This window comes from Pseudomonas sp. ICMP 561 (assembly GCF_002699985.1).
GTDB classification, from domain to species: domain Bacteria; phylum Pseudomonadota; class Gammaproteobacteria; order Pseudomonadales; family Pseudomonadaceae; genus Aquipseudomonas; species Aquipseudomonas quasicaspiana.
In genome coordinates this window covers 144,309-170,759 of the sequence record NZ_LKBT01000023.1, presented here as the reverse complement: position 1 = coordinate 170,759, position 26,451 = coordinate 144,309, and the positions used below count along the sequence as shown (strand labels likewise).

Annotated in this window: 23 protein-coding genes; 17 read left to right on the top strand and 6 right to left on the bottom strand. The window is 57.3% G+C overall.

From position 1 onward, the window contains the following. Window positions 1–2: 2 nt before the first annotated feature. From xylF to AO242_RS17060, 3 genes are all read left to right on the top strand, one after another. Window positions 3–1,004, top strand: coding sequence for a D-xylose ABC transporter substrate-binding protein (gene xylF, locus AO242_RS17070; protein WP_099269652.1), 1,002 nt, complete (start codon window positions 3–5; stop codon window positions 1,002–1,004). A 217-nt stretch (window positions 1,005–1,221) separates the two neighbouring features. Then, a complete protein-coding gene (xylG, locus tag AO242_RS17065; protein WP_099269651.1) occupies window positions 1,222–2,781 on the top strand; it encodes a D-xylose ABC transporter ATP-binding protein in 1,560 nt (519 codons plus the stop codon). Then, on the top strand, window positions 2,782–3,918 hold the full coding sequence (locus AO242_RS17060) for a sugar ABC transporter permease (RefSeq protein ID WP_099269650.1): 1,137 nt from the start codon (window positions 2,782–2,784) through the stop codon (window positions 3,916–3,918). Between the two features lie 139 nt (window positions 3,919–4,057). Here AO242_RS17060 and AO242_RS17055 read toward each other — a convergent pair whose 3' ends face one another. Next, complete coding sequence (locus AO242_RS17055; RefSeq protein ID WP_099269649.1) at window positions 4,058–4,930, bottom strand: HDOD domain-containing protein; 873 nt, start codon at window positions 4,928–4,930, stop codon at window positions 4,058–4,060. Between the two features lie 250 nt (window positions 4,931–5,180). Here AO242_RS17055 and AO242_RS17050 point away from each other — a divergent pair, with 250 nt between their 5' ends. The 3 genes from AO242_RS17050 to ilvA all read left to right on the top strand — a co-directional run bounded on the left by AO242_RS17050 (window position 5,181) and on the right by ilvA (window position 9,601). Next, a complete protein-coding gene (locus tag AO242_RS17050; RefSeq protein ID WP_099269648.1) occupies window positions 5,181–6,320 on the top strand; it encodes a carbon-nitrogen hydrolase family protein in 1,140 nt (379 codons plus the stop codon). 2 nt (window positions 6,321–6,322) lie between these two features. After that, complete coding sequence (locus tag AO242_RS17045) at window positions 6,323–7,363, top strand: AraC family transcriptional regulator (RefSeq protein ID WP_099269647.1); 1,041 nt, start codon at window positions 6,323–6,325, stop codon at window positions 7,361–7,363. 714 nt (window positions 7,364–8,077) lie between these two features. Further along, window positions 8,078–9,601, top strand: a complete 1,524-nt coding sequence (gene ilvA, locus AO242_RS17040) for a threonine ammonia-lyase, biosynthetic (protein ID WP_099269646.1) — start codon at window positions 8,078–8,080, stop codon at window positions 9,599–9,601. A 453-nt stretch (window positions 9,602–10,054) separates the two neighbouring features. On the opposite strand, the gene AO242_RS17035 is transcribed toward ilvA, so the two are convergent. Then, on the bottom strand, window positions 10,055–10,855 hold the full coding sequence (locus AO242_RS17035) for a DUF2242 domain-containing protein (protein ID WP_099269645.1): 801 nt from the start codon (window positions 10,853–10,855) through the stop codon (window positions 10,055–10,057). A gap of 261 nt (window positions 10,856–11,116) precedes the next feature. Between AO242_RS17035 and dapA the strand changes: the two genes are divergently transcribed. From dapA to AO242_RS16990, 9 genes are all read left to right on the top strand, one after another. After that, complete coding sequence (dapA, locus tag AO242_RS17030; protein WP_099269644.1) at window positions 11,117–11,989, top strand: 4-hydroxy-tetrahydrodipicolinate synthase; 873 nt, start codon at window positions 11,117–11,119, stop codon at window positions 11,987–11,989. Window positions 11,990–12,005: 16 nt separating this feature from the next. Beyond that, a complete protein-coding gene (locus AO242_RS17025) occupies window positions 12,006–13,175 on the top strand; it encodes an iron-containing alcohol dehydrogenase (protein ID WP_099269852.1) in 1,170 nt (389 codons plus the stop codon). Continuing rightward, window positions 13,172–14,434 (top strand): four-carbon acid sugar kinase family protein, encoded by a 1,263-nt coding sequence (locus AO242_RS17020; protein WP_099269643.1) that lies wholly within the window; start codon window positions 13,172–13,174, stop codon window positions 14,432–14,434. Before AO242_RS17025 ends, AO242_RS17020 begins: the two co-directional genes overlap by 4 nt. Further along, window positions 14,427–15,449, top strand: a complete 1,023-nt coding sequence (gene pdxA / locus AO242_RS17015; protein ID WP_099269642.1) for a 4-hydroxythreonine-4-phosphate dehydrogenase PdxA — start codon at window positions 14,427–14,429, stop codon at window positions 15,447–15,449. Before AO242_RS17020 ends, pdxA begins: the two co-directional genes overlap by 8 nt. A 75-nt stretch (window positions 15,450–15,524) precedes the next feature. Further along, window positions 15,525–16,955 carry a sodium:solute symporter family protein gene (locus AO242_RS17010; RefSeq protein WP_027899518.1) on the top strand — a complete coding sequence of 477 codons (1,431 nt, stop codon included), beginning with the start codon at window positions 15,525–15,527 and terminating at the stop codon, window positions 16,953–16,955. After that, on the top strand, window positions 16,942–18,066 hold the full coding sequence (locus AO242_RS17005; protein WP_099269641.1) for a sialidase family protein: 1,125 nt from the start codon (window positions 16,942–16,944) through the stop codon (window positions 18,064–18,066). The genes AO242_RS17010 and AO242_RS17005 overlap by 14 nt, the downstream gene beginning before the upstream one ends. 175 nt (window positions 18,067–18,241) lie before the next feature. Beyond that, window positions 18,242–18,925: an SDR family NAD(P)-dependent oxidoreductase gene (locus tag AO242_RS17000; protein WP_099269640.1), complete on the top strand. Its 684-nt coding sequence runs from the start codon at window positions 18,242–18,244 to the stop codon at window positions 18,923–18,925. A gap of 79 nt (window positions 18,926–19,004) precedes the next feature. Continuing rightward, a complete protein-coding gene (locus AO242_RS16995; RefSeq protein ID WP_027899515.1) occupies window positions 19,005–19,772 on the top strand; it encodes a DeoR/GlpR family DNA-binding transcription regulator in 768 nt (255 codons plus the stop codon). Window positions 19,773–20,201: 429 nt separating this feature from the next. Next, window positions 20,202–21,824, top strand: a complete 1,623-nt coding sequence (locus AO242_RS16990; RefSeq protein ID WP_027899514.1) for a methyl-accepting chemotaxis protein — start codon at window positions 20,202–20,204, stop codon at window positions 21,822–21,824. A gap of 140 nt (window positions 21,825–21,964) precedes the next feature. Here the strand turns inward: AO242_RS16990 and AO242_RS16985 are convergent, their stop codons facing one another. The 4 genes from AO242_RS16985 to AO242_RS16970 form a co-directional block, all read right to left on the bottom strand. Next, window positions 21,965–22,342 (bottom strand): hypothetical protein, encoded by a 378-nt coding sequence (locus AO242_RS16985; RefSeq protein ID WP_099269639.1) that lies wholly within the window; start codon window positions 22,340–22,342, stop codon window positions 21,965–21,967. A 110-nt stretch (window positions 22,343–22,452) separates the two neighbouring features. Further along, window positions 22,453–22,725, bottom strand: a complete 273-nt coding sequence (locus AO242_RS16980; protein WP_099269638.1) for a colicin immunity domain-containing protein — start codon at window positions 22,723–22,725, stop codon at window positions 22,453–22,455. Window positions 22,726–22,824: 99 nt separating this feature from the next. After that, on the bottom strand, window positions 22,825–23,796 hold the full coding sequence (locus AO242_RS16975; protein ID WP_099269637.1) for a T6SS immunity protein Tli4 family protein: 972 nt from the start codon (window positions 23,794–23,796) through the stop codon (window positions 22,825–22,827). Between the two features lie 123 nt (window positions 23,797–23,919). Then, a complete protein-coding gene (locus tag AO242_RS16970; RefSeq protein WP_099269636.1) occupies window positions 23,920–24,822 on the bottom strand; it encodes a LysR family transcriptional regulator in 903 nt (300 codons plus the stop codon). Window positions 24,823–24,927: 105 nt separating this feature from the next. On the opposite strand from AO242_RS16970, the gene AO242_RS16965 reads away from it, so the two are divergent. Together AO242_RS16965 and AO242_RS16960 are read left to right on the top strand one after the other, a co-directional pair. Next, window positions 24,928–25,806 carry an MBL fold metallo-hydrolase gene (locus tag AO242_RS16965; RefSeq protein ID WP_099269635.1) on the top strand — a complete coding sequence of 293 codons (879 nt, stop codon included), beginning with the start codon at window positions 24,928–24,930 and terminating at the stop codon, window positions 25,804–25,806. Beyond that, the gene (locus tag AO242_RS16960) at window positions 25,800–26,450 is read left to right on the top strand and encodes a DsbA family protein (RefSeq protein WP_306475055.1); all 651 of its coding nucleotides are present in this window, start codon (window positions 25,800–25,802) and stop codon (window positions 26,448–26,450) included. Before AO242_RS16965 ends, AO242_RS16960 begins: the two co-directional genes overlap by 7 nt. Window position 26,451 lies beyond the last annotated feature (1 nt).

Here is a 26,451-nt window from a genome sequence, read left to right as displayed (position 1 = left end):
CTATGAAGAGTTTTAAACGCACGCTACTGGTTGGCGCTTTGGCGCTGCTGTCTGTTCCGGCCATGGCCGACCCTGCTCATCCGAAAATCGGCTTTTCCATCGATGACCTGCGCCTGGAACGCTGGTCCCGTGACCGCGATTACTTTGTCGCGGCGGCGGAAAAAATGGATGCCAAGGTCTTTGTACAATCGGCCGATGCCAACGAGCAGAAGCAGATTTCGCAGATCGAGAACCTCATTTCCCGTGGCGTCGATGTCATCGTGATCGTGCCATTCAATGCCACAGTGCTGACCAACGCAGTGGCCGAGGCGAAGAAAGCCGGGATCAAGGTCGTGTCCTATGACCGGTTGATTCTCAATGCTGACATTGACGCGTACATCTCCTTCGATAACGAAAAGGTGGGTGAGATGCAGGCCAGCGGCGTGTTGAAAGCAGCGCCCAAGGGTAATTACTTTTTGCTCGGCGGCGCGCCGACCGACAACAACGCGAAAGTGCTGCGCGAAGGCCAGATGAAGGTGTTGCAGCCAGCGATCGACAAGGGCGATATCAAAATCGTCGGCCAGCAGTGGGTCAAAGAGTGGAACCCGACTGAAGCGCTGAGCATCGTCGAGAACGCCCTGACCCGTAACGACAACAAGATCGACGGCATCGTTGCCTCCAACGACGCCACCGCAGGCGGTGCCATCCAGGCACTGGCCGCACAGAAGCTGGCGGGCAAGGTGCCTATTTCGGGTCAGGATGCCGACCTCGCAGCGGTCAAGCGTGTGATCGATGGCACGCAGACCATGACTGTCTACAAGCCGCTGAAGCTCATTGCTACAGAAGCCGCCAAACTTTCGGTGCAACTGGCGCGCAACGAGAAACCCACCTACAGCTCGCAGTACGACAACGGCAGCAAGAAAGTCGACACCATTCTGCTCACGCCGACCCCGTTGACCAAGGACAACATTGATCTGCTGGAAAAAGACGGGTTCTACACCAAGGCGCAGATTGAGGGGAAGTGATCTGAGCGTAAACCTCGCTCCGGTATCCCTGACACCACGCTGTCGCGTTACAAATTGTTGGAGCGAGGCTTGCCCGCGAACCTGCCGACTTGGTGGATCAGGCACATCGCGTAATCGTTTTTCGCGGGCAAGCCTCGCTCCAACAGAAACCGTGTTTGTCTGCAACACCCCTGCTGAGCTCGCGTCAGTCCGCACCCGCTTATTTTGAGCACTCGCCATGTCCGAATACCTGCTGCAAATGAATGGCATCGTCAAAACGTTCGACGGGGTGAAAGCCCTGAATGGCATTGATATCAAAGTCAGGCCCGGGGAATGCGTCGGCCTGTGTGGCGAGAATGGCGCGGGTAAATCCACGCTGATGAAAGTGCTGTCGGCGGTCTACCCCCATGGCACCTGGGAAGGCGAAATCCTCTGGGACGGCCAGCCGCTCAGGGCCCAGTCGATCAGCGAAACCGAAGCGGCCGGGATCGTGATCATTCACCAGGAACTGACCCTGGTACCCGATCTGTCGGTGACCGAGAACATCTTTATGGGCCATGAGATGACCCTGTTCGGCGGGCGCATGAATTACCCCGCCATGACCCACCGCGCCGAAGCCCTGATGCGTGAACTGAAAGTCCCCGACATGAATGTCTCACTCCCGGTATCCCAATACGGCGGCGGCTATCAGCAACTGGTGGAAATCGCCAAAGCGCTGAACAAGCAGGCGCGGCTGTTGATCCTTGATGAGCCCTCGTCAGCCTTGACCCGTTCTGAGATCGAGGTACTGCTGGATATCATCCGCGACCTCAAGTCCAAAGGCGTTGCATGCGTCTACATCTCTCACAAGCTGGATGAAGTCGCCGCTGTGTGCGACACCATTTCAGTGATCCGTGACGGCAAACACATCGCCACCACCGCGATGGCAGACATGGACATTGCCCGGATCATCACCCAGATGGTCGGGCGTGAAATGAGCAACCTGTACCCCACCGAACCCCATGACATTGGCGAAGTGATTTTCGAGGCGCGCCATATCACCTGCTACGACGTCGACAATCCGAAGCGCAAACGTGTCGACGATATTTCATTCGCCCTCAAGCGTGGCGAGATACTCGGCATCGCCGGGCTGGTCGGCGCAGGCCGCACAGAACTGGTCTCGGCGTTGTTCGGCGCCTATCCCGGCCGCCATGAAGGCGAAGTCTGGCTGGACGGAAAACTCGTCGACACCCGCACGCCGCTGAAATCCATTCGTGCCGGACTATGCATGGTCCCCGAAGATCGCAAGCGCCAAGGCATCATTCCCGATCTGGGGGTCGGACAAAACATCACCCTCGCAGTGCTGGACTCATACTCCAGACTGACCCGCATTGACGCCGAAGCCGAACTGGACAGCATCGACAAGGAAATCTCGCGCATGCACCTCAAGACCGCGAGCCCGTTCCTGCCGATCACCAGCCTGTCGGGCGGCAATCAGCAAAAAGCCGTCCTGGCGAAAATGCTGCTGACCCAGCCCCGAGTGCTGATTCTCGATGAGCCCACACGAGGCGTGGATGTGGGCGCCAAATACGAGATCTACAAATTGATGGGAGCGCTGGCGGCCGCGGGCGTGTCGATCATCATGGTGTCTTCGGAGCTGGCCGAAGTGCTCGGCGTCTCCGACCGGGTGCTGGTTATCGGCGAAGGCCAGCTACGGGGTGACTTCATCAACCACAACCTCACGCAGGAGCAGTTACTCGCCGCAGCCCTCAGTCAAACCGCTGACCCTAACAACAATAATGATCGGAAGTCCGCGTAGATGAATCAGGTCAAACAGCTCTTCACACGCTACAAAATGCTTGCGCTGGTCATCGCCGTGGCGGTTATCTGGCTGTTCTTCAGTTGGCAGACCGACGGTGGATTCCTGACCCCGCGCAATCTTTCCAACTTGCTGCGGCAAATGTCCATCACGGGAATACTTGCCTGCGGCATGGTGCTGGTGATCATCAGTGGCGAAATCGACCTGTCGGTCGGATCATTGCTCGGGCTGCTCGGTGGACTGGCGGCCATTCTTGACGTGGTTTATCACATCCCACTGTTGGCCAACCTGAGCCTCGTCGCGCTGTGCGGGCTGATGATTGGCCTTGCCAATGGCTACATGACGGCGTACCTGCGCATCCCGTCGTTCATCGTCGGTCTGGGCGGCATGCTGGCGTTCCGCGGCATTCTGCTGGGCATTACCGGCGGCACAACTATCGCCCCGGTCTCGCCGGAACTGGTGTACGTCGGTCAGGGATATCTGCCGCATTCGGTCGGAACGGGACTGGGCATCGTGCTGTTCGCGCTGACGCTTTACCTGACCTGGAAACAACGTCGCAATCGCGCCGTCCACGGTCTGGCGGCACATTCATTGGTGCGGGACGTCTTGCGTGTCCTGTTGATCGGCGCGGTGCTGGCCGGATTCGTCCAGACCCTCAACAGCTACGACGGCATTCCAGTGCCGGTGCTGCTCTTGCTGGTTCTTTTGGGTGTGTTCAGTTACGTCACCAGCCAGACCGTGTTCGGCCGACGGGTTTATTCGGTGGGCAGCAATATGGAGGCGACGCGGCTGTCCGGCATCAATGTGCAGGCCGTCAAACTGTGGATCTTCGGGATTATGGGCGTGATGTGTGCGCTAGCCGGCATGGTCAACACCGCACGCCTGGCGGCGGGCTCGCCTTCTGCCGGAAGCATGGGCGAACTCGACGCCATCGCCGCCTGCTTCATCGGCGGCACCTCGATGCGCGGCGGCTCCGGCACCGTTTACGGCGCGCTGCTCGGTGCACTGGTCATCACCAGTCTGGACAACGGCATGTCCATGCTCGACGTGGACAGCTACTGGCAGATGATCGTCAAAGGCAGCATTCTGGTATTGGCGGTTTGGGTGGATGTCAGTACCCGGACGGGGCGGCGTTGATCGCGCATGTGGCTTGAAATGCATTCCCGGTAGGAGCCAACTTGTTGGCGAGGCTTAATTCCTGACGATGCAGGCCTGACGTCTCGCCAACAAGTTGGCCTACAGGTCAGCCGTTTGGCCTATCACGAGGCATTACGCCTCAATGCGCACCCAACTCACGAATATTCGCCTTCAATTCCTGGAAGTCATACTCGGACAAGCCGACGTAATCGAGTACCAGGTGGCTGATGGAATTCCACTCATGATCGGCGCTTTCCTTGCCCAGTATCCGGTAGGACTCGCAGATGTGTTCGGCCATTTTCAGAATCGACAGCAGGTTCTTCACCTGACTGTGCTGCCCCGAATCATCACTGAACACCGCGTAGGCGTTGTGATGCCGGGCAATGGTCGTTGACATGTGTTCCGGCAACCGCCAGGCCTTGGCGGTGTAGTAACCCACTACGGCGTGGTTGGTATTGAAGGCTTTGTTTTCCACGTCGACGATGCGCTGCTGGTCACTGGCGCCCGCATACCCCTGCTCCAGCACCGACATGTAGCCCGGGAATTTCTTGTACATCAGGGGCACGCCGCAATCATGGAACAGGCCCAGGGCGTAGGCTTCATCGACGGCCTGCGAGCCAAGCCGTTTGGCCAGCGCCAGACACGTCATGGCGATGTCTTGCGCAGTGTCCCAGAAGCGGTTGAGGGTCACGATGGACTCATCGTTCATGCCGCCGCGGATGGACAAGCCGTTGACGATGTTGATCACCGAACGACTGCCCAGCAGATTTACAGCACGCTGAATCGACGAAATCCGATTGCTCAAACCGAAGTAACTGGAGTTGACGATCTTGAGCAGCGCCCCCGCAATACCGGGGTCCTGGGAAATCAAGCGGGCGATCTCGGCCAGATCGGGGTCCGGCATGTACTGCTCGATCTGCAGGTCCACCAGAATCTGTGGTTGCGGCGGCACGATGATGCCCTGCAAGGCCTGTTTGACTTTCTCGTCGGTAAACTCGGGCTCTGATGACATACGCTTCCCTGGACACTCACTCAATACGTGATATGGCCCGACTCTAGCGAATCGAAAAGACATTTGCGATGGGGCATTACCTGATTGACAAAGCCACCGGCTGCTGACGATGGTTATGGAACTGATACCACCCGACAAAAAACCCGGCAATCAATGGAAAAAAGTTCGTTAAGCCGTTGTTTTCCCGTAGTCTCGGCACACATAACTTTACACAGCCACCACTCGGGATTGTCAGCACTTCAACTTACTTATGCGTACATTTTTCACTATTGCCATTGGCTTCGTACTCACGGCTGCGCTTGTCGGCTACGGCTTCTGGACCGAGCAGCGTCCTGTGGGACACTACTTGTCCGACCTGCGAATCAAACTCGTGGTCGACGAAGGCCAACCCAGTGAGCGCGGCAATCTGCTCGGCATTCAGCCGGAACTGTTCCCCGCCGATTATCAAAGTATCCAGCGCCTGCATCGCAAACTTGCAGCCTATCTGCAACAGGCTCGCGAGCAGGGTTTGATCAACAGCCGAACCATCGTCGTGCTGCCCGAACATGTGGGCACCTGGCTGGTTGCCAGTGGTGAGAAAAACGAGGTTTACCAGGCCGCCAGCATGGACGAAGCGCTGACCTGGATATCCCTCAGCAATCCGCTGAAATTCCTCGGTGCACTGCTTGGTGCCAAAGGTGACAGTCGGCTCGACGACGCCCACTTGCGCATGAAAGCCCCCGGTATGGCCGAGCAGTATCAAACGCTGTTCGGCGGTCTGGCCAAAGAGTTTGGCGTCACGCTGGTCGCAGGCTCCATCGTGCTGCCTGAGCCGGCCATCGACAACGGGAAACTGAAGCTCGGCAGCGGCCCGCTCTATAACAGCAGCGTGACGTTCGGCAGCGACGGCCAACCCCTCGGTCAGCCGCAACGGCAGTTGTTCCCGATGGCTTATCAACGCCGCTACGTGCACCCGGCCACTGACCTGAATGTACTCGACACTCCCGCTGGAAAGCTGGGCATATTGATTGGCAGCGACAGCTGGTACCCCGGCAATTACGCCAGCCTGAATAAACTGGGCGTCGAGCTGATTGCAGTGCCCGCCTTTGTCATTGGCACCGGCCACTGGGCCAGCCCGTGGCGCGGCTATCGCACCCCGGACCTGATCGGCGCAACAGGGCTGAACACCGGCAATATCACCGAGGGTGAAGCGTGGCAGCGTCTGACCCTGACCAGTCATGCACCGCTCAGCACCGCCAAAGCCGGAGTCAGTGTGTTCATGCGCGGTCAGCTATGGGATCAAGGCAGCTCGGGACACAGCTTCGCCAGCCGCGATGGCCAGCACATCGTCGAGCCATCGCCGGATGACAAGGCCCACCTGGGCGCACGCCTGATTAATATCTGGTTATGAGCATGACCCCATCGCCCACTCGTCTTGGTGATCTGTCGGTGGGGTTTGTTCACAGCCTGGCCAATGCGGTGCGCAGTTTCGGGCAGGATCCGCAACCGTTGCTGGAGCAGTACGGCCTGGATCAGGCAAGGCTGGCCGAAGCCGGGGCGCGTTTGTCCATTCCACGTTATATGCGCCTGGGTCATGCCGCGATTCAACTCACCGGGCAGCCTGGCCTTGGTTTGCGCATGGGCCGTTCAAGCCATATCAGCCAGTGCGGTCTGGCAGGTGTGACCGCGGCGCAAGCCCCTAACGTCCGCGAGGCCGCTCGCACGCTGATCCGCTTTGAGGCGCTGTACGGTTCCAATTATCGCGGCCAGTCGAGCTTTCACGAAGACGCAGAAGGTGCCTGGTTGCGGTTCTATTCGATCAGCCCGTACAACGGCTATAACCGCTTCGTGGTGGACTCGATCATCGCCAGCTGGCTGCAGCAACTGTCCAGCCTTAGCGAAACTGAAGTGCGAGCGGAAAAGATCGAGATTGAGTTTGATGCGCCCGACTATGCCACCGAATATGCCGACCTGAGCGCACAGCCCATTACCTTTGCCGCCGCCACCAATCAGCTGCGTCTGAACCAGCACACGTTGAGCCTGCGCAACCCGCAGCATTGCCCCAGTACCTGGACCCATCTGCTGCAGCTGTGTGAAAAAGAACTTGAGCAACTGACCCGCACCCGCAGCTTGCGAGAGCGCATCACCCGTCTGCTCGGGCCTTTGCTCAATGGGGGAAGGGAACCAAATCTGGAAGAAATTGCTGCCAGACTGAAACTGCCCGCCTGGACTTTACGCCGCAAACTGGCCGACGAAGGCACAGGCTTTCGCACTATCCTCAACGATACGCGGCGCGATCTGGCGATGACGTATATACGCGACACCGATCTGGCATTCGGTGAAATCGCTTACTTGTTGGGATTTGCTTCCGCAGAAGCCTTTCAACGGGCTTTCAAACGCTGGACCAGCCAGACGCCTGGCGAATTTCGGCGTAGCCAGCGTGGACAGGGTTGAATAATCCGCCCGGCAAATACTGACCTGTAGGAGCTGCCGAAGGCTGCGATAGCAGTATGTCAGGAAATTTGCTTTCGCAGCCTTCGGCAGCTCCTACAGAAAAGAAGTCTGCTCAAACACTCACAACTCAGTCGCATCATCCGCTGGCTCTGGCGGATCTAGTTCAAACGCTTTGTATTCCAGCAGTTCTTCTTGATAGTCGTCCATAACGCGTGCCCTCTTGGCTGTTCTTTAAATGACGTCATTCACTGACCACTGCCCTCACCATAAAGTGCCAAGGTGAAGGAAAAATGACTTCATCATTAAAGATACGAGGCTCGGCAGACGTAATTTAGAAGGTACAACCATTCCCGTAGGACCGGCTTTAGCCGGGAGAGCGGTATTTATAACAATGAAGATGTAGTGGCTGTACGGGCCTCTTCCCGGCTGAAGCCGGTCCTACGACAGATATTGCAGGCCTTGACTTGATCGGAGCATACGCAATAGTCTTCAAGCCATGAACGTAACCAAGCATTTCGCCGGCCAGATTATTATTACCGCCATTCCAGTCATGGCGGGTTAGCCGACGCGTGCACCCAACCCGCCCAAGAGGCGGGTTTTTCTTGTCTCCTGGGCTAAAAAAGCAAACCGGGAGTCAGACATGATCAGCATTCAAACCGCCCTCTTCGCTTCTCAGGCTCAGCGCATCGCCCTCCATCACAAGGGGCCGACGCGATGACTGACCTGCTCAATCACTACGCCCGTAAAATCCTCAACTCTCGCGTCTACGACGTGGCCGTGGAAACCCCCTTGCAGGGCGCCCGTCAGTTGTCCGAAAGGCTTGGCAATCAGGTGCTGCTCAAGCGCGAAGACTTGCAGCCGGTGTTCTCGTTCAAGATTCGTGGCGCGTATAACAAGCTGGCGCAGCTAAGCCCGGAAGAGCTGGCCCGTGGCGTAGTGACAGCGTCGGCAGGCAACCACGCGCAAGGTCTGGCACTGGCGGCGAAAACCCTGGGCGTTGAAGCGACTATCGTGATGCCCAAGACCACGCCTGAAATCAAGGTCGAAGGCGTGCGTTCCCGGGGCGGTAAAGTGGTACTGCACGGCGATTCCTTCCCTGAGGCACTGGCTCATTCGCTGAAACTCGTCGAAGAAATGGGCTTCGTTTACATCCATCCCTATGACGACCCCGACACGATTGCCGGGCAAGGCACCGTGGCCATGGAGATTCTGCGCCAGCATCAGGGGCCACTGGACGCGATTTTCGTCCCGGTGGGCGGCGGTGGTTTGATCGCCGGTATCGCGGCTTACGTGAAATACCTGCGGCCGGAGATCAAGGTCATCGGTGTCGAGCCGGATGATTCCAACTGCCTGCAGCAAGCCATGGCGTACGGCGAACGCGTTGTGCTGCAGCAGGTGGGGTTGTTCGCGGACGGCGTGGCGGTGGCGCAAATTGGTGAGTACACGTTCGACATCTGCAGGCATTACGTCGACGAAGTGATCACGGTCAGCACCGATGAAATCTGCGCGGCGATCAAGGACATTTACGACGACACCCGCTCGATCACCGAGCCGTCAGGGGCCCTGGCGGTGGCGGGGATCAAAAAGTATGTCGAGCAGGAAGCCGTCAGCGGCCAGACATTTGTCGCCATCGACTCGGGTGCCAACGTCAACTTCGACCGTTTGCGTCACGTAGCCGAGCGCGCCGAACTGGGTGAAGGCCGCGAAGCCATCATCGCCGTGACCATTCCCGAGCAACCGGGCAGCTTCAAGGCGTTCTGCGAGGCCATCGGCAAGCGCCAGATCACCGAATTCAACTACCGTTACCACACCGACCGCGAGGCGCACATTTTCGTCGGTGTGCAGACGCATCCCTATACCGACCCACGGAAAGATCTGATCACCAGCCTCACCGAGCAGGGTTTCCCGGTGATTGACCTGACCGACAACGAACTGGCGAAGCTGCACATTCGGCACATGGTCGGCGGGCATGCCGAGCGGGTCAGCGACGAAGTGGTATTCCGCTTCGAATTCCCGGAACGCCCGGGCGCGCTGTTCAACTTCCTCAACAAGCTGGGCGGGCAGTGGACGATTTCAATGTTCCATTACCGCAACCATGGCGCGGCGGATGGCCGTGTGGTCGCGGGGCTGGTGGTGCCAGAGGATGAACGGCATCTGGTCCCGGCGGCACTGGCCGAGATTGGCTACCCGTATTGGGATGAGAGCAAGAATCCGGCGTATAAGTTATTTCTGGGCTAATACAATGATCCCGGTAGGAGCGAACTTGTTCGCGAGAGGACAAGCCTGCGTACACAGGTCCATCGTCTCGCGAACAAGTTCGCTCCTACCGGTGACGCGGCGCATCTCTGGGTTATAGGGTGAGGCGGATGGTCGGGAATTGGCTGCCCGGCGCATAGCTATTTTTGGGCCAAGGCAATGATCCCGGTAGGAGCGAACTTGTTCGCGAGAGGACAAGCCTGCGTACACAGGTCCATCGTCTCGCGAACAAGTTCGCTCCTACCGGTGAGGCGGCGCATCTCTGGGTTATAGGGTGAGGCGGATGGTCGAGAATTTGCTACCCGGCGCATAGCTGTTTTTGGGCCAAGGCAATGATCCTGGTAGGAGCGAACTTGTTCGCGAGAGGACAAGCTTGCTTACACAGGTCCATCGTCTCGCGAACAAGTTCGCTCCTACCGGTGACGCACCTCATGGTTATTGCGCTGGAGCGACTTCCGGCTCGGCTTGCGGGGCTTCCTCCGCAGGAGCAGGTGCCGGTTCAGCCTGAATCGACTCTGCTGGCGCTGCCGGTGCAGGCACTGGCTGACTGGATTCAACTGCAGGCGCAGGTGTGGGCTCTGCTACCGGGGCGGGAGCGGCAGCAGGTGCTGGCTCAACCAATGCTGCCGGTTTCGGCGCAGGCACCGTTTGCTCAGGCACGCCCAGCGCAGCTTTCGGGGTTTCTTTGATGTTGGCGACTTTCTTCACTTCAGGCGGCATGAAGTTGTCCACCAGCGTAAAGAAGCGATCGTAGAACTTGTCCGAAGCAACCGTCTCGCTCGCGACCTTGACCATCGAATCGTCAGTGGAACCAATCGGCATCGACACCGAACCCAGAACGCCAACACCCAGGCTGGCAGAGTTGTTGGTTTTCTTCAGCGCGTAGCGATCCTGCAGGGCATTGGCAAATACAGTCGAGCTCTTGTCCGTGGCGTCATCAGCAGCACAAACCACATTGAAGCTGATCTGCATGTGAGTCTCGCCGGTTTGCTGGAAACTCTTGTTGCCGCTGATCATCTTCGGGTCACTGCTGGTGATGATGTAGCCCTGGCTCAGCAAGGCGCGACGCGCCGCTTCGCAGGAGGCTGAATCACTGACCGGGTAAGTCCTCGAAAACGTCCCCGCGTCGTCAAAATTCTCGTGCTCGTAGACTGCGGTTTTTTTCGAGGAACAGCCCGCGATTGCCAACAAGGCAACGGCGCAGCATGCGGTACGAAAGTTAACTAAGTTAGGCATCAAGGATCCTGGGTAGAAACGGTCCGCAAGACGGCGGACTGGAAAACGTCGGTAAGTCTGCAACAAGGCACGCGCAGGATCAACGCGCAGATGGAAAGGATCTTGTTACAAACCGCCACGTCACGACCTTTCAAGATAGTGGCACGACGCCAAAGAAATGATCGTTTCAATCACGAATGAATGAAACGATCAAAATAGCTTGCATTTTATGATCGTTTTAATCATTGTGGATCTCACTAAGAATAAAACGAGAATCCCACCATGCAATTTCGCGGCATTATTCCAGCCTTGGTCACGCCTTTCACCGCTGATCAGCAGGTTGACCATCACGCCCTCCGCGCTCTCGTCGAAAACCTCATTCAAGCTGGGGTACATGGGCTTTTTGTGCTCGGCACCAATGGCGAGTTCTTCACGCTATCAGAAGCTGAAAAGCTGGAAATCGCCCGCGTCACCGTTGAGGCAGCGGCAGGTCGAGTGCCGGTTGTGATCGGCACCGGCGCTTTCGCCACCCGCGAAGTGATTGAAATGAACAAAAAAGTGACGGACCTCGGCGCAGACGCCCTTTCCGTCATCACGCCTTACTTCAACGCCATCAGCCAGAGCGAGCTGATCAAGCATTACGAAACCATCGCCGACGCGTCGAGCCTGCCCCTGATGATGTACAACATTCCGGCCAAGACCGGCATGTCCATCGGCATTGGCGCCGTCACCGCCCTGCATCAACACCCGATGATCAAAGGCATCAAGGACAGCGCCGGTAACTTCGACGCTCTGGTACAGATGATGAAATACCGCAGCGACGACTTTGCGGTCTTTGCCGGTACTGACTCACTGATCTACTGGAATCTGCTGGCCGGTGGCGATGGCGCGATTGCCGCGACCGCCAATGCAGTGCCGGATCTGGTCATGTCGATCTGGAACCACTTTCAGGCCGGTAATCACGACGCTGCAAGGGTTGCTCAGGAAGCCTTGCGCCCACTGCGCGACGCCTTCGCCATGGGCACCATGCCCGTTGTGCTGAAAAAAGCCACCGAGCTGCTCAATCTCCCGGTCGGACCTTGTCGCGCCCCCGTGCAGCCGCTGGATGCTGCCGCCGTGCAAAAACTGGAAACCCTGCTCGCGGTTTACCGCTGACTCGCCAGGAGATGCGCTGATGTCGACTTACCATTTCCAAACTGTCAAACACGTCATTCACGGCCCTGGCAGCCTTGAGCAACTGAGTGAAAAACTGCCGCTGCTCGATACCCCACTACGCAATGTCGTGCTGGTCACGCAAAACGCCATGCATAACCTGGGCGTCACGGAGAAAGTCAGCGCACAGCTGAATGCCGCCGGCATTGCCGTGCACATGATCGACAACGTCGAAATCGAACCGACCCTGGAAAACATAGAGCGCGTCTTTCGTGAAGACGTTGCACCTCACGCACCCGACGCATTGATCGCCATTGGCGGCGGCAGCGTGCTGGACGCAGCCAAGCTGTTTTCGGTGATGCTGACCAACGACACGCCGCTGCGCGATTTGCTGGGTGTCGACAAAGTCAGCCATCCCGGCAAGCCCATGGTGCTGGTACCAACCACTTCGGGCACCGGCTCGGAAGTGACACCCAACGCCATCGTCACCCTGCCCGACGAAGAGCTTAAAATCGGTGTGGTCAGCCGTCACTTGCTGCCCACGCTGGTGATCCTCGATCCACTGCTGACGATCAGCCTGCCACGTAGCATCACCGCTGCGACCGGGATGGATGCCTTCGTGCATTCCCTGGAATCGTTTATCTCCACCAAGGCCAACCCGATCAGCGATGCCTTCGCGCTGGAATCCATGCGTCTGATCGCGGGCAGCATCGTTGAGGCCTATCAGCAACCGGATTCGGTTCGGGCACGCGGCGATATGTTGCTCGGTTCGATGTATGGCGGCCTGGCCCTGACCGCAGCAGGCACAGCGGCCGTGCATGCCATGGCCTATCCGTTGGGCGGCAAGTTTCATGTCACTCATGGCGTGGCCAACGCCATGCTGCTACCGCATGTAATGGCCTTCAATCTGGACAGTTGCGCAGATCGTTTGAAACGCGCCGCCTGTGTCTGCGGTGTTGCAGAGCAACAGGACAGCGATGAAATCGCCGCGCATAAGCTGATTCAGCAGATCCGCCAATGGACCTCCACCCTGAACATTCCTCAAGACCTGCGCGAGTTTGGCGTCGGCGAGGAGCATCTGGCAGACATGGCGATAGCCGCATCAAAAGTCACCCGTTTGATGGCTAACAATCCCAAGGCCCTGAGCCTGACCGACATCGAAACGCTTTATCGGTGCTTGCTGCCATGAGCGCCTTGAAGCTGTCGGGTTTGTTGATCATTGCTGACGACTTGTCCGGAGCAGCCGATTGCGCGGCGGGTTTCGCCAAACGACTGTCGACCGAGATTGTGCTCGATACAGAGACGGCTTCATCAACCGCAGCAGTGGTTGCTGTGGACGTGGACTCTCGACGACTCGATCCGGGCGCGGCAGCGAAAGCCAACAGCGCGATATTGCAGCAGCGTCAGTACGCCAAAAGAGCGTTGTACAAGAAAATCGACTCCACCTTGCGCGGCAATGTCGCTCGCGAAATCGCTGCGTTGCAGGCACTTCGGGGCCTGGCCATCGTCGCCCCGGCCTTTCCTGCCATGGGCCGCACCACACAAGATTCGGTGCAATTGATCAACGGCATCTCGGTGGCCTTGAGCGATGTATGGCGCAATGAAAACCTGCTCGGCACCGGCAACCTGCTGGAAAGCCTTAGCGCAGAAGGCTTGCGCTGTGTCTCCATTAATCTCGACACCCTGCGCGACGAAACGGCGCTGAGCAACGCGCTGGATCAAGCGCTACGACGCAATGTGCAGGCGCTGATTTGTGATGCCCTGACCGACACAGACCTGCAACGTCTGGCCCGCGCAACCGCGCCGCTGTATCGCCAGCTGTTCTGGGTCGGTTCGGCAGGTCTGGCCCATCATCTGCCAGAGGCGTTGGGTCTGCCCGCGTCTGGCGAAATGAACGCTCAAGGCCGCTCGCCGGTACTGACAGTGGTCGGCAGCATGTCTCAGCATTCGCAGCAGCAGGCCAGAACACTGGCCGGGCACAGTGGCTGTTTCTGTCTGGAAATAGATGCCGCCACGCTGCTCGATCCGGCTCGCCATGAACAGCGCGAACACCTGATCACCCTGCTCTATTTGCGCCTGGCCAACGGTGAAGACTGCTTGCTGACCTTGAGTCAGGAAAAGCGTGATCCATCCGTCGCCGCGCAACTCAGCAGCGCCCTCGCCGCATGGTTAGAGCCTGCAATCGCCGTGACGGGATCGCTGATCGCTACGGGTGGCGAAACTGCCCGGGCCATTCTCACTGCAGCAGGCATTGGTCGTCTTGAGGTTCAAGGTGAACTGGCCCCCGGCGTCGTGCTCTCCCGAACTGAAACAGGCTTGAACGTGGTGACCAAGGCCGGTGCCTTCGGCCAGCCGGACACCCTGCTAACCGCCTGGCAACAGCTTCATGGCCGCAGCACATCCACTGCGGACACGCCCCACATTAAAAAGGAAATCCATCATGTCTGAACGTCCCGTGATCGGGATCACCATGGGCGATGCCGCCGGTGTGGGTCCGGAAATCATCATGAAAACCCTGGCCCACCAATCGGTGTACGACAGCTGTCGGCCGCTGGTGATCGGGGATGCCAAACGCCTTGAAGATGCCAACCGGATTGTCGGTGGCAGCCTGCGGGTCAACAGCATTGCCTCCCCCGCCAGCGCCCGCTTCGAACTGGGCACGGTGGACTGTATCGATCTGGGCCTGATCCCGGCGGACATGCCTTACGGCAAGCTGTCAGCCGTGGCAGGCAACGCAGCGTTTCGCTACATCGAGCGCACCGTCCAACTGACTGAAAGCGGCGAGCTGGATGCGATCTGCACCGCACCCCTGAATAAGGAAGCGTTGCATGCAGGTGGGCATATTTTCCCCGGCCACACGGAAATGCTCGCGCACCTGCTGGGCATCGAAGAAGTCTCGATGATGTTGATGACGCCAACACTGCGCGTCATTCACGTCACCACCCATATGGGCATCATTGATGCCATCGCCAAAATCGAGCCGGGGCTGGTCAAGCGCACCATCGAGCGCTGCCGGGAAACCCTGACCCGCGCAGGGATCGAAAATCCGCTGATCGCGGTCTGCGGCATCAACCCGCATGCCGGTGAAAACGGCCTGTTCGGCTACGGCGAAGAAGAAACCAAGATTCAACCCGCCATCGATGAACTGCGCGCCCGCGGCTGGCGTGTGGAGGGCCCGCTGCCTGCTGACACGCTGTTCTTCCGCGCCGGCCGCGGTGACTTCGATGCGGTCGTGGCCATGTATCACGACCAGGGCCACGGCCCGGTGAAAGTCATGGGTCTGGAAGCCGGGGTCAACGTCACCGTCGGCCTGCCCGTGATCCGCACTTCGGTCGACCATGGCACCGCGTTCGACATTGCCGGTAAAGGAATTGCTGACGAACGCAGCCTGATCGAAGCCCTGCGTCAGGCCGTTGAGCTTGCGACCCGCAAGCGGGAGACGCGCCAGTCAGTGGCTGTTTGAGCCACGCAATCTTTCACACCAATCCCTGAAGTCCTCTGAAACAACGCGCCACAAAAACAACAATGGAGCGAAATGATGGAAACCTTCAACTCGCAGGACACTGCGATCATCATCGGCATGGTCGTCGTTTACATCGTCATCACCACCTGGATGAGCCTGCGACTGCGCAGCAAAACCAGTGAGCAATACATGGTCGCCGCACGCACCATGCCCGCCTTTGTCGTCGGCATTCTGATGATGTCGGAATTCATCGGTGCCAAATCCACGGTCGGTACGGCCCAGGCCGCGTTCGAAAGTGGCTTCGCCGCCTCCTGGTCGGTGATCGCAGCCGCCATCGGCTTCCCGCTGTTCGGCCTGCTCATGGCCCGCAAGCTCTACAACTCCGGCGAGTTCACCATTTCCGGGTTCATCGCCAAGAAGTACGGCAACTCTACCAAGCTGGCCGTTTCGATCATCATGATCTACGCCCTGCTGTTGGTGAACGTCGGTAACTACGTCAGCGGCGCAGCAGCGATTGCCACCGTGATGAAGATCAACCTGCCTACTGCAGCGTTCATTACTGCGGTTATCAGCACCCTGTACTACGTGTTCGGTGGCCTGAAAAGTGTGGCTTACATGAGCATCCTGCACACCGGCGTGAAGTACATCGGCGTGATGATCGTGCTGTATGTGGCCCTGAATTTGACGGGCGGATTCACCCCGGTGATTCAGAACATGCCTGAACACTACTTCACCTGGGATGGCGCCATCGGCGGCTCGAAAATCATGGCGTGGATCATCGGCACCGTGGGTGCGATCTTCTCTACCCAGTTCATCATTCAGGCGATTTCTTCGACGCCTGACTCGAAAGCCGCCCAACGCTCCACCTTCTACGCCTCGTTGCTGTGCATTCCGATTGCGCTGGCGTTGGGCTTTATCGGTGTGGCTTCCAAATACCTGCATCCGGACATGGGCAGCCTGTACGCCCTGCCTGTTTTCCTGCAGTCAATGAGTCCGGTTCTGGCGGGTGTAGTGACCATTTCACTGGTCGCCTCGATCTTCGTCAGCGTCAGTACAGTAGCGCTGGCAATCGCCTCGCTGGTGGTCCGGGACTTCTACGTGCCAATGCGCAAGCCTTCCGTAGATCGCGAACTCAAGGCGACTCGCTTCATTGCTTTGATCATCGGCTTTGTGCCGCTGTTCTTTGTGTTCTTCGTGCCTGAAATCCTCAACCTGTCGTTCTTCACCCGTGCGCTGCGCCTGTCCATCGCCGTGGTGGCCATGATCGCCATCTACCTGCCGTTCTTCGGCTCCGGCCGTGGCGCGACCCTGGGTCTGATCGCCTCATCCATCACCACGAGCGTCTGGTACCTGCTGGATAACCCGTACGGCATCGATAACATGTATATCGCCCTGATCACCCCGGCCATCGTGATTGCCGTGGAGCGTCTGTTCCCGCAATCAATCGCCCGCAGTCAGGATAAATCCGGCAACGACAAACAAGGGATTTCCCATGCCAATCAGTGAACAACGTCAGGACGCCTTCCTGCCGACGCCATACGCACAGAACCATGCCGCAAACCTGCATGAACTGGCCGACGGTACGGTGCTGTGCACCTGGTTCGCCGGAACACAGGAAGGCATGGCCGACATTTTCGTACTGCTCTCGCGCCGCGACCCGCAGACCGGCGTCTGGAGCGAACCGGAGAAACTGTCTCAGGATGACACTCGCTCCGAGCAGAACCCGATCCTGTTCCAGGCCCCGCAAGGTCCTTTGTGGCTGATCTGGACCGCACAGATTTCCGGCAATCAGGAAACGGCGATCATTCGCCGTCGCCTGTCTGAAGATCAAGGCAAGACCTGGGGCCCGGTGGAAACCCTGTTCGACGAAGCGGGCACCTTTGTGCGCCAGCCGCCGGTGGTGCTGGATAACGGCGACTGGCTGTTGCCGGTCTGGTATTGCATCACCCACCCCGGCGAAAAATGGGTGGGTAATCACGACGTCAGCGCGGTGATGATTTCCAGTGATCAAGGGCAAAGCTGGTCGCGCCATGACGTCCCGGACAGCACCGGCGCCGTGCACATGAACGTTCATCAAGTGGCCGACGGCAGCTTGCTCGGCCTGTTTCGTAGCCGCTGGGCCGACTCGATCTACAGCAGCCGCTCAACCGATCGCGGCCGAAGCTGGAGCGTGCCCGTCGCTACAGAACTGCCCAACAACAACTCTTCGATCCAGTTTGTGCGGCTCAACAGCGGCGAACTGGCGCTGGTCTACAACCCGGTCAGCGCCGAAGGCCACAGCCAGCGCCGGGCTTCGCTGTACGACGAAATCGAAGATGAAGGCGACGACCGCGTGACACCGGGTCAAAGCGCAGATGGCAAAAGCGCGGTGTGGGGCATCCCCCGCGCGCCCATGAGCCTGGCGTTGTCCCATGACGACGGGCGAAGCTGGCCGGTCCGCCTGGACCTGGAGTTGGGGGATGGTTTCTGCCTGACCAATAACTCTCAAGAAAAGCTCAACCGCGAGTTTTCCTACCCGAGCATTATTCAGGCACGGGATGGCAGTCTGCACGTGGCGTTTACGTACTTTCGGCAGAAGATCAAGCATGTGCATTTGCCGCTGGCGGCAGTGCGCTGAATGGTATTAACCGCCTACAAAACAAACCCAACATTCTGAGTTGAAATGCATTTCCTGTAGGAGTGAGCTTGCTCGCGATAGCGTCAGATCAGGCGATAATTTATCGATAGAAAAATCGAATCGCGAGCAAGCTCACTCCTACAGGACCCGCGTGTATGACGGAGCGGCACCTTTTATGACCCCGACAAAAACCGCCGTACTGACCGGCGTCAGTTCCGGCATCGGCATGGCCATCGCTCAGCACTTGCTGGCTGATGGCTGGCGCGTGCATGGCCTGAGTCGTCGCCCTGCCGATATTGATCACCCTCTCTTTCACTGGACTGAATGCGACCTGAGCGATTTACACGCACTTGAACAGGCCTTGCAGCCCATCCACACACTGGACGCCATAGTTCACGCGGCAGGCTTCATGCGTACCGCACCGTTGGGGCAGTTGAACCCGGACGATGGACAGGCGATGTGGCAGGTTCACGTCGCGGCGGCCAGCCATCTGGTCAACACCCTGCATGGCAGGCTGCGGCCCGGCGCAAGAATCGTGATGATCGGTAGCCGCACCATGCAAGGTGCCCATGGACGCAGCCAATACGCGGCAACCAAGGCGGCATTGCAAGGCATGGTTCGCTCCTGGGCCATGGAACTGGCACTCAACGGAATCACCGCTAACCTGATCGCCCCCGGCGCGACTGAAACCCCCATGTTGCTGGACCCGGCCCGCAGCGGCACGCCGCCCAACAAACCGCCGATTGGCCGCTTCGTGCAGCCGTCTGAAGTCGCTGGCATGGCGGCGTTCTTGCTCGGACCGGACGCAGGCGCCATCACCGGGCAAAGTCTGGTGATCTGCGGCGGCGCCTCGCTATAGACTCACCGGTTCTGCGGTTGCATTGCACCGCTGTTTAATGTGATAACCCCTCTTTCCTCGCTCAATACCAAGGCTGTTCATGAAAGTCGCAAATCGCCGTCAATCGATACTGGAACTGGTCCTTTCAGGAAAGTCGAACGTCGATGAACTGTGCGCCCGGTTGGGCGTGTCGGAAGCGACAGTCCGCCGGGATCTCACCGCGCTGGCTGAAGAAGGTCTGGTGATCCGCACCTATGGCGGCGCGGCACATGTCGGCATGCGCGAGCCGGAAACCTCGGTGGAAGAACGCCGCCAGCAACACAGCCAGGAAAAGACCGTTATCGCCCGCGCCGCCTTGGCGCATATTCAGGATCACGACACGCTGTTCCTTGAAGGTGGCACCACTACCAGCGCACTGGCTCAGCTACTCAATCAGCGTCGCGGCCTGCATGTTATTACCAACAACCTGATGGCCCTCGCTGATCTGGCACTGATCCCCGAGGGGCGCATCACGGTGCTCGGCGGTGATTTGCGTAGCGCGAGCATGTCGACCTACGGCGTGGCCGCGCAGGCTGCCCTTGAACACCTGAGCGCCGACAAGGTATTCCTGAGTGCTGATGGGGTAGTGGCCGAACTGGGCTTGTGCGAAGCCAGCGCCGAGCAGGCTTACCTCAAGGAAACCATGATCGCCCGCGCCGCCCACATTTATGTACTGGCCGACGCCACCAAGCTCGGACGCGCGCGCCAGCAACACTGGACCCCGCTGCGTCAGCCCTGGACGCTGATTACTCACGAACTGGATGATCCTTCGTTACTGGCACCCTTTCAGTCGCGGCGGTCTGTGACGGTTGAAGTTGTGCAACTCTGATCGCGAAACAGATTAATAGGCAAAATACTCGCCGTGGCGGTACACCGCTTTCCTGCAGAGAATCTACGTTTTTCCTGCATCCAGTTACTGCGCCTTAAAAACACTCTCCTACTTCAGGAATGAGCATATTAGCGGCACTAAATAGTCGCGCGCCTTCGCCTGAACCCGTCGATTAATCTTTCAATGCTCGCTGCTTTAAATCGTCGTTTTTTCGACGTCAAAATATTTGGCGAGCCAGCCAAAATGCACGGCCCAGAGCTTCCGACGAACGGCACGGAACCTTTTAAAGTTCCATTCGATAGAGGCGATAAGGGAATTAGTGAATATCGTTTTGCCATCAATCATTGCGGCGTGATCGAGTTGAGCATCCGCTCTCGGTAATTACAACATCTAAAAAGCCATGGAGCGGCTTACCCAAGGATCGACAGCATGTTCGATAAACTCAGCATTTCGCAAAAGCTCTACTTCAGTTTTTTCGCCATCATCGCCCTGATTGCCATTCTGGTAACAAGCGCATACCGAGGGTTTGAAGAAGTTGAGGACGCCACTAACAGCAATGTTCACACCTATCAGGTCCTGAGCGAAGCGCAGCTGGCACTTGAGCAGTTGATCAATATCGAGACAGGGATGCGCGGCTTCGTTATCGCGTCGAAGGATGCCTTTCTTGAGCCCTTGCAGGCTGGCGAAAAGAAATTCAGCGAAGAGCTTGAGTCGCTTAAACGCCTGACCGCCGATAATCCGGAACAACAACGACGCCTGGCCTCTCTGGGGGATACTCAGAAGCGCTGGCTTGAAGAAGATGTCAAACCGATCATTGCCCTGCGCCGTGACCTGACGGCGCGCAATGAGCCCGATGACGAACTGGACAAGCGCATCACAACCGGGGCTGACAAAGCCAAAATGGACAGCATGCGCGCTACGTTGGCCGAAATCAGCGCCGCGGAAAACAAGCTGTTGGTGACCAGAACTCAGAACATGGTCGATGCCAAGCATTTTGCGCTCATGGTCCTCGTCTGCGGTGGCATTGGCGCAGCGATACTCGCACTGATTCTGGCCTCAATACTCGGCCGCAGCACGACCAAACGCCTGCAATTGGCAATTGATGCTGCCACGGCTATCGCCAACGGCAAGCTGGACACTGTGATCGATACCAGCAGTCACGATGAACTGCCAAAAGCCTTTGACCGCATGCAGAACCGCCTGCGCGAGATGATTCAGCAGATCAGCCAGGCCGCTAACCAATTGGTTGTCGCAGTCCAGCAAATCTCCGGTGCATCTCAACAGCTGTCCGGCGCTATGCAGGAACAATCCACATCTGCTTCGGTAATGGCAGCCACCATCGAAGAGCTGACGGTCAGCATTCATCACGTGTCCGAGAACGCCAACGAAGCGCATGAAATCGCCAGTCGGTCGGGTCAGCAGTCGAAAGATGGCGCTCAGGTCATTGAAGGTACCCTTACGAGCATGAACGGTATTGCCCGGACCGTGCAGCACTCTTCGGCACAAGTAGCCGACCTCGGCCAGCATTCCGAACATATTTCATCGATCATCAGCGTTATTCAGGGCATTGCCGATCAGACGAACCTGCTGGCGCTCAACGCAGCCATTGAAGCCGCTCGTGCAGGTGAACAAGGTCGCGGCTTCGCGGTGGTAGCCGATGAAGTGCGCCTGCTGGCACAAAATACCGGCAAATCGACCAAGGAAATCGCTGGCATGATCGAGAAGATTCAGGCGGGTGTGCGGGAGACGGTTGAAAGCATGCGCGGTGGCGTGCAGGAAGTGAACGATGGCGTAGCAATGGCCGGGACTGCCGGACAGGCAATCGTCGAGATCCGCGACAGCTCAAACAAAGTGCTGCAGGTAGTCGATCAGATTTCCTTCGCATTGCGCGAACAGACTGCCGCCAGCCAGGATGTGGCACGCAACGTTGAACGCTCGGCGCAAATGGCCGAACAGAACAATATGTCCGTTCAGGAACTGCTCAAGACCAGCGGAGGCCTGCAGACCCTCGCCAGCAGCCTGCAACGTGAAGTGGGTAAATTCCAGCTGTAAACCAGGATCGTTTGATTCAGGAGATATCGCGGTAGCAGCACCCGTCGTACGCTGCTACCGCGAACGCTCCAAACAACTTGTTTTTCTTGCGTGGCTTAAAGCACCGCACTCACATCATGATAGCGCTCTATTACTTAATATCATGCACTGTTGGAGGCGGTCGACATTGCATGTATAACACTATCAAGTTCGCGATCGATTATTAAAATCAGGATATTATTGCCCACCTTTTTAGCGACCCAGCTAACGGGATGATCCGGCTCGAGCCTTTCTAATTTCAGCGTACATTCTTCTACCCCATGAAGTGCCCTGCCACTTCTTCCAAGCGTGCCCATTCTATATTCTACAAACTGCCTCATGCTTGAACTTCCCTCCACATTGTAGATATCGAGATCTACACCAGAGATTAATTCAGGACATGCCCTGGCCTGCTCTAATACTTCGACGGTATGTAGAGCCAAGTCGTCAATTTTTAATGTGTTTTCAATGGAATTCTGATTGATTTTTTTCGAGCTCATTTGGATTAACCTCTGATCCCCGGATCGTAATACAAAGTTATTCACGTCAAGCCCTGCCTTCACATCGAAATACTGGCCCTGAGACCGCAGGTCTGACTCCCCTCCCCCCGCTAATCAGCGACTACTTTTCTTATCAAATTCGCGACTTCAGCCTTAAGCATCTCATCGTCAAATTCATACGCGTCTCTTGACTTGTCCGGTTCGTACATATCCGTAACACAGAAGATACTGGACAAGCACTCGCTCAACGAAGGCTCATCCAGCTGAAGAACGTTCCTGTCTCGCTCAATCTTCCAAAGCTCGCTATACGCCTCAGAGAAAATTTCTGATGTCAGCCTTCCCGCGACATACGACTTTGCAAACTCCAAAAGCGTGAGACTCATCTCAGCACTCCGTTTTCAATAACATTATCAAGCGGCTGAGTTACCGGGCGCACACCGCTTTTCTCTGGCGGTCCGCCAGCAGCGTCGGCCACGTTCTCTTCATATCCGCTTCAAGCTCGCAACCAGCTCATCCCAAAAGCGCAATGCCTCTTTATCGCTCTGAAAACTTAAACCACGATCAAGTGTGCTCATTTCAATGACCGTGTAAGGCTCCATGCTGGACTCCGGTGTGCCCGGGTATTCAAGCCGGAAGGAATAGAGTGTCCTACCCTCGACCTTCGCCTTGAGCAATAACTCTTCGAACTTTAATCCGGCTACTATTTTCTTTGACTTTCTTAGCACGGAAGTTTTGGACAGAACGCTCGTCAATAACGATGTCAGGACACCCGACGTCCTTTCTTCGTAACGCGTCAGAAGGCTCGGCTCTGGCTCACCGATACGCTGAGTATCAAACGTCAAGTGAATACCGGGCATGGATGATACAGGTAATCCGATCGAGACTTGCTCTTCAAACTCATCAAGGGGTAAAGTGAGATACCCCGCCTCAATGGCGAATGTCCCGGTTGGCGGGCGCTCAGCCGGGTTGCGATCATGACTGAGCGTATTGATCTCTCTTGCAAGTGCAATGGCTTTGTTTATTCCCGCTGAAGAAATAGAACCTACAGATTGCCTATATAACGTATTACCCTTGGTCAAATAAAATATATCCATAGCGTAATTGGTTAATTTGGACACAACAATGGCACCCCCTCCGTCCAGCTTGACGGTTCGCTCATAATCTGCAGCACCCGACTCATGGAGTATATTTATTTTTTTAATCTTGTCGGAAACCTCCGCAATGAGGTCGCGCTTTCCATCATGGCTAACGAGTTGTATTTTCGTGTCAATGACCTTATAGGCCGACCAAATATTCGCGCCATCGGTAGGCACCTTAAATGTATACCTGCCGAAATAAAATGGTTTTTTTGTGGTAGGCATATCATTGGCTTCGCTATCGACACTGGCTAAGAGCGCAAACATTAAAACACCTGCGGTATTGAGCAAGCTTATATGTTTTTTGTATTGGAACATGTTGTAAGTATCCCTACCCGGCCAGACAGCGTTGCATTTTGTATTCTTACGCCAGTGTACCGGGCTCGAATGAGATCTGAAACGCATCGAAAATAAAGAGAAGCCCGTTCGCGAACAGCACGCTTAAATACGATCCCAGACAGGCTCAGTACCGAAGCGCTGCGCAAGAAAATCGAGCATGGCGCGCAAGGCTGACGACATGTGCTTGCGTGAGGCATACACCGCATATATCCCCAACTCCATGGGCTGGTATGACGGCAGCAGCGCAACCAGTTGACCTTGTTGAATCAGCGGCGACGCCAGGTAGGTGGGCAACAGCGCCACTCCTGCCCCACACAGGGCTGCCTGCATCGTGGTGATCGAATCATTGCTGGTGAGATTACCCTTCACTGCGACGCTTTTCGGCAGGCCTTTATGGGTGAAATGCCAGAGACTGCTGCTGTGATAGGTATGCGTCAGGCAGTTATGCAGTGTCAGGTCTTCGATAGCCTTTGGCGTCGAATGCCGCGTCAGGTAATCCGGCGAGGCACACACCACCGAACGACAGGTGGTCAGCCGGCGAGCGATAAGATTGGGGTCCAGTTCATTGGTGATGCGAATTGCCAGGTCCATGCGCTCATCCACCAGATTGACGGTGCGGTCGAGCAGCACCATGTCGACGCTGACTTGCGAGTAGCGCTCGACAAACTCGGTCACCGCGAGCATCAGTTGCGCTTGACCGAACGAGGTGCTGGCCGTCACGCGCAACAGTCCTTTCGGCTCATCCTCTGGCGCGGCGACTACTGCACGCATGTCGTCGGCCAGATCGAGCATTCGCCGACATAAAGGCAGGACTTCAGCCCCTGCCGCGGTGAGGTTCAGACGTCGCGTGGTGCGGTGCATCAATCGGGCGCCGGTCCAGTCCTCCAGTTCGGCAAGGAATCTGGAAATGACGGGCCTTGATATCCCGAGTTTATCCGCCGCAGCGGTCTGGCTCCCGCAATCCACGACGGTGACGAAAGCCTGCATTGCCGCCAATTTATCCATGATTCGACCGGTTTCAGAAACAAACTTGCGTCTAATCTAGCGTTTTTCGATCTATAAATCCCAACTAACCTGCGGACTCTTTTCACTGCCACGATGGAGCTCGACATGATTTCGCTGTCCGCACGCCGCTTTTTAGCCACTTTCGCCCTGCTCGGCTTTGCGGGTGCCAGCCAGGCCGCGCAACCCCTGAAGCTGGATGTCTATAACCCGGGCGAAGAAGCCATCTTCCCGGTCTCTTCAGTCCTGGTGACAGGTGAGAAAGACGCGGTTCTGGTGGATGCGCAGTTTTCGAAAACTCAAGCCGAGCAGATCGTCGAGAAAATCCGCAAGAGCGGGAAAAATCTGACCACGATTTATATCAGCCATGGCGACCCGGACTACTACTTCGGCCTGCAAACCATTACCTCCGCCTACCCAAAAGCCAAGGTTGTAGCCAGCGCCCAGACAGTCGCACACATCAACGAAACCAAGGATGCCAAGCTGGCCTACTGGGGACCCAAGCTGGGCGCGGCCGCACCGGGCAAGGTCATCGTGCCTGAAGTACTGCAGGGTACTGAACTGAAGCTGGAAGATCAGAAACTGCAGGTCATTGGCCTGGACGGTCCGCAACCCGACCGTAGCTTCGTCTGGATCCCGTCGATCAAGGCCGTGGTAGGCGGCGTGGTGCTGTCCAGCAACATTCACGTGTGGATGGCTGACACCCAGAGCGCCAAATCCCACCAGGACTGGCTGGCGACCCTGGCGACAATAGAGAAACTCAAACCAGCCACCATTGTGCCGGGCCACTTCCTGCCGGGCGATCAAACGGCTCTTCAATCACCGACATTCACAGCGGGCTATATCAAAACCTTTGATGCCGAAACGGCCAAGGCCAAAGACTCTGCCGCACTGATTGCAGCGATGAAAGCGCATTACCCGAAACTGGCGGATGACTCGTCACTGGTGCTGAGCGCGAAAGTGGCCAAAGGTGAAATGAAGTGGTGAGTGAAGCCGTCAGCGTCACTTACCTCTTCGATCCACTATGCGGTTGGTGCTATGGAGCCTCGTCAGTGATACAGCGCCTTGATGCGCTGGACGAGTTCAGCATCACGCTTTCCCCTACCGGCTTGTTCGCGGATAAAAACTCGCGGGTGATGGACCTAGGCTTTGCAGATTATGCCTGGTCCAATGACCTGCGAATCGGCACGCTGACCGGACAGCCTTTCAGCGAGGCTTACCAACGCCACATACTTGGGGATCACACCCGTCGTTTCGACTCCGGGCCTGCAACCCGGGCGCTCAGCGCGGTGGCGATGACGGTGCCGTCGCGCGAACTGGAGGCATTGGCAGGCATACAACGCGGCCGCTATGTTGAGGGGCTGGATATCACCGACCTTGAGGTTCTTGCTCGCATTCTCACGGGCATGGGACTGAGCGAGGCTGCCAGCCTGTTGCTTGCGCAGGATGATGGGTTACCGAGTCATTCCCGTGAGCGGGTCAAGGTAGCGCAGGCGTTAATGGGTCAGATGGGCACGAGCGGCGTTCCTGCGCTTGTGCTCGGGGCTGGCAAGCAAAGACGCCTGATCAGCTCAAATGCGCTGTTTGGCAGCTGGGAGGCGTTGCTCGAGGGTTTGCGTGCCGATAAATAGG

What these genes read in the sequence shown, in the direction of transcription:
- AO242_RS17060 (WP_099269650.1), top strand. Translation starts at nt 2,782, where the DNA reads ATGAATCAGGTCAAACAGCTCTTCACACGCTACAAAATGCTTGCGCTG.
- AO242_RS17045 (WP_099269647.1), top strand. Translation starts at nt 6,323, where the DNA reads ATGACCCCATCGCCCACTCGTCTTGGTGATCTGTCGGTGGGGTTTGTT.
- dapA (WP_099269644.1), top strand. Translation starts at nt 11,117, where the DNA reads ATGCAATTTCGCGGCATTATTCCAGCCTTGGTCACGCCTTTCACCGCT.
- AO242_RS16975 (WP_099269637.1), bottom strand. Translation starts at nt 23,796, where the DNA reads ATGTTCCAATACAAAAAACATATAAGCTTGCTCAATACCGCAGGTGTT.
- AO242_RS16980 (WP_099269638.1), bottom strand. Translation starts at nt 22,725, where the DNA reads ATGAGTCTCACGCTTTTGGAGTTTGCAAAGTCGTATGTCGCGGGAAGG.
- AO242_RS17020 (WP_099269643.1), top strand. Translation starts at nt 13,172, where the DNA reads ATGAGCGCCTTGAAGCTGTCGGGTTTGTTGATCATTGCTGACGACTTG.
- AO242_RS16995 (WP_027899515.1), top strand. Translation starts at nt 19,005, where the DNA reads ATGAAAGTCGCAAATCGCCGTCAATCGATACTGGAACTGGTCCTTTCA.
- AO242_RS17000 (WP_099269640.1), top strand. Translation starts at nt 18,242, where the DNA reads ATGACCCCGACAAAAACCGCCGTACTGACCGGCGTCAGTTCCGGCATC.
- AO242_RS17005 (WP_099269641.1), top strand. Translation starts at nt 16,942, where the DNA reads ATGCCAATCAGTGAACAACGTCAGGACGCCTTCCTGCCGACGCCATAC.
- AO242_RS16970 (WP_099269636.1), bottom strand. Translation starts at nt 24,822, where the DNA reads ATGGATAAATTGGCGGCAATGCAGGCTTTCGTCACCGTCGTGGATTGC.
- AO242_RS17035 (WP_099269645.1), bottom strand. Translation starts at nt 10,855, where the DNA reads ATGCCTAACTTAGTTAACTTTCGTACCGCATGCTGCGCCGTTGCCTTG.
- AO242_RS17050 (WP_099269648.1), top strand. Translation starts at nt 5,181, where the DNA reads ATGCGTACATTTTTCACTATTGCCATTGGCTTCGTACTCACGGCTGCG.
- AO242_RS17010 (WP_027899518.1), top strand. Translation starts at nt 15,525, where the DNA reads ATGGAAACCTTCAACTCGCAGGACACTGCGATCATCATCGGCATGGTC.
- AO242_RS16990 (WP_027899514.1), top strand. Translation starts at nt 20,202, where the DNA reads ATGTTCGATAAACTCAGCATTTCGCAAAAGCTCTACTTCAGTTTTTTC.
- ilvA (WP_099269646.1), top strand. Translation starts at nt 8,078, where the DNA reads ATGACTGACCTGCTCAATCACTACGCCCGTAAAATCCTCAACTCTCGC.
- pdxA (WP_099269642.1), top strand. Translation starts at nt 14,427, where the DNA reads ATGTCTGAACGTCCCGTGATCGGGATCACCATGGGCGATGCCGCCGGT.
- AO242_RS16965 (WP_099269635.1), top strand. Translation starts at nt 24,928, where the DNA reads ATGATTTCGCTGTCCGCACGCCGCTTTTTAGCCACTTTCGCCCTGCTC.
- xylF (WP_099269652.1), top strand. Translation starts at nt 3, where the DNA reads ATGAAGAGTTTTAAACGCACGCTACTGGTTGGCGCTTTGGCGCTGCTG.
- AO242_RS17055 (WP_099269649.1), bottom strand. Translation starts at nt 4,930, where the DNA reads ATGTCATCAGAGCCCGAGTTTACCGACGAGAAAGTCAAACAGGCCTTG.
- AO242_RS16985 (WP_099269639.1), bottom strand. Translation starts at nt 22,342, where the DNA reads ATGAGCTCGAAAAAAATCAATCAGAATTCCATTGAAAACACATTAAAA.
- xylG (WP_099269651.1), top strand. Translation starts at nt 1,222, where the DNA reads ATGTCCGAATACCTGCTGCAAATGAATGGCATCGTCAAAACGTTCGAC.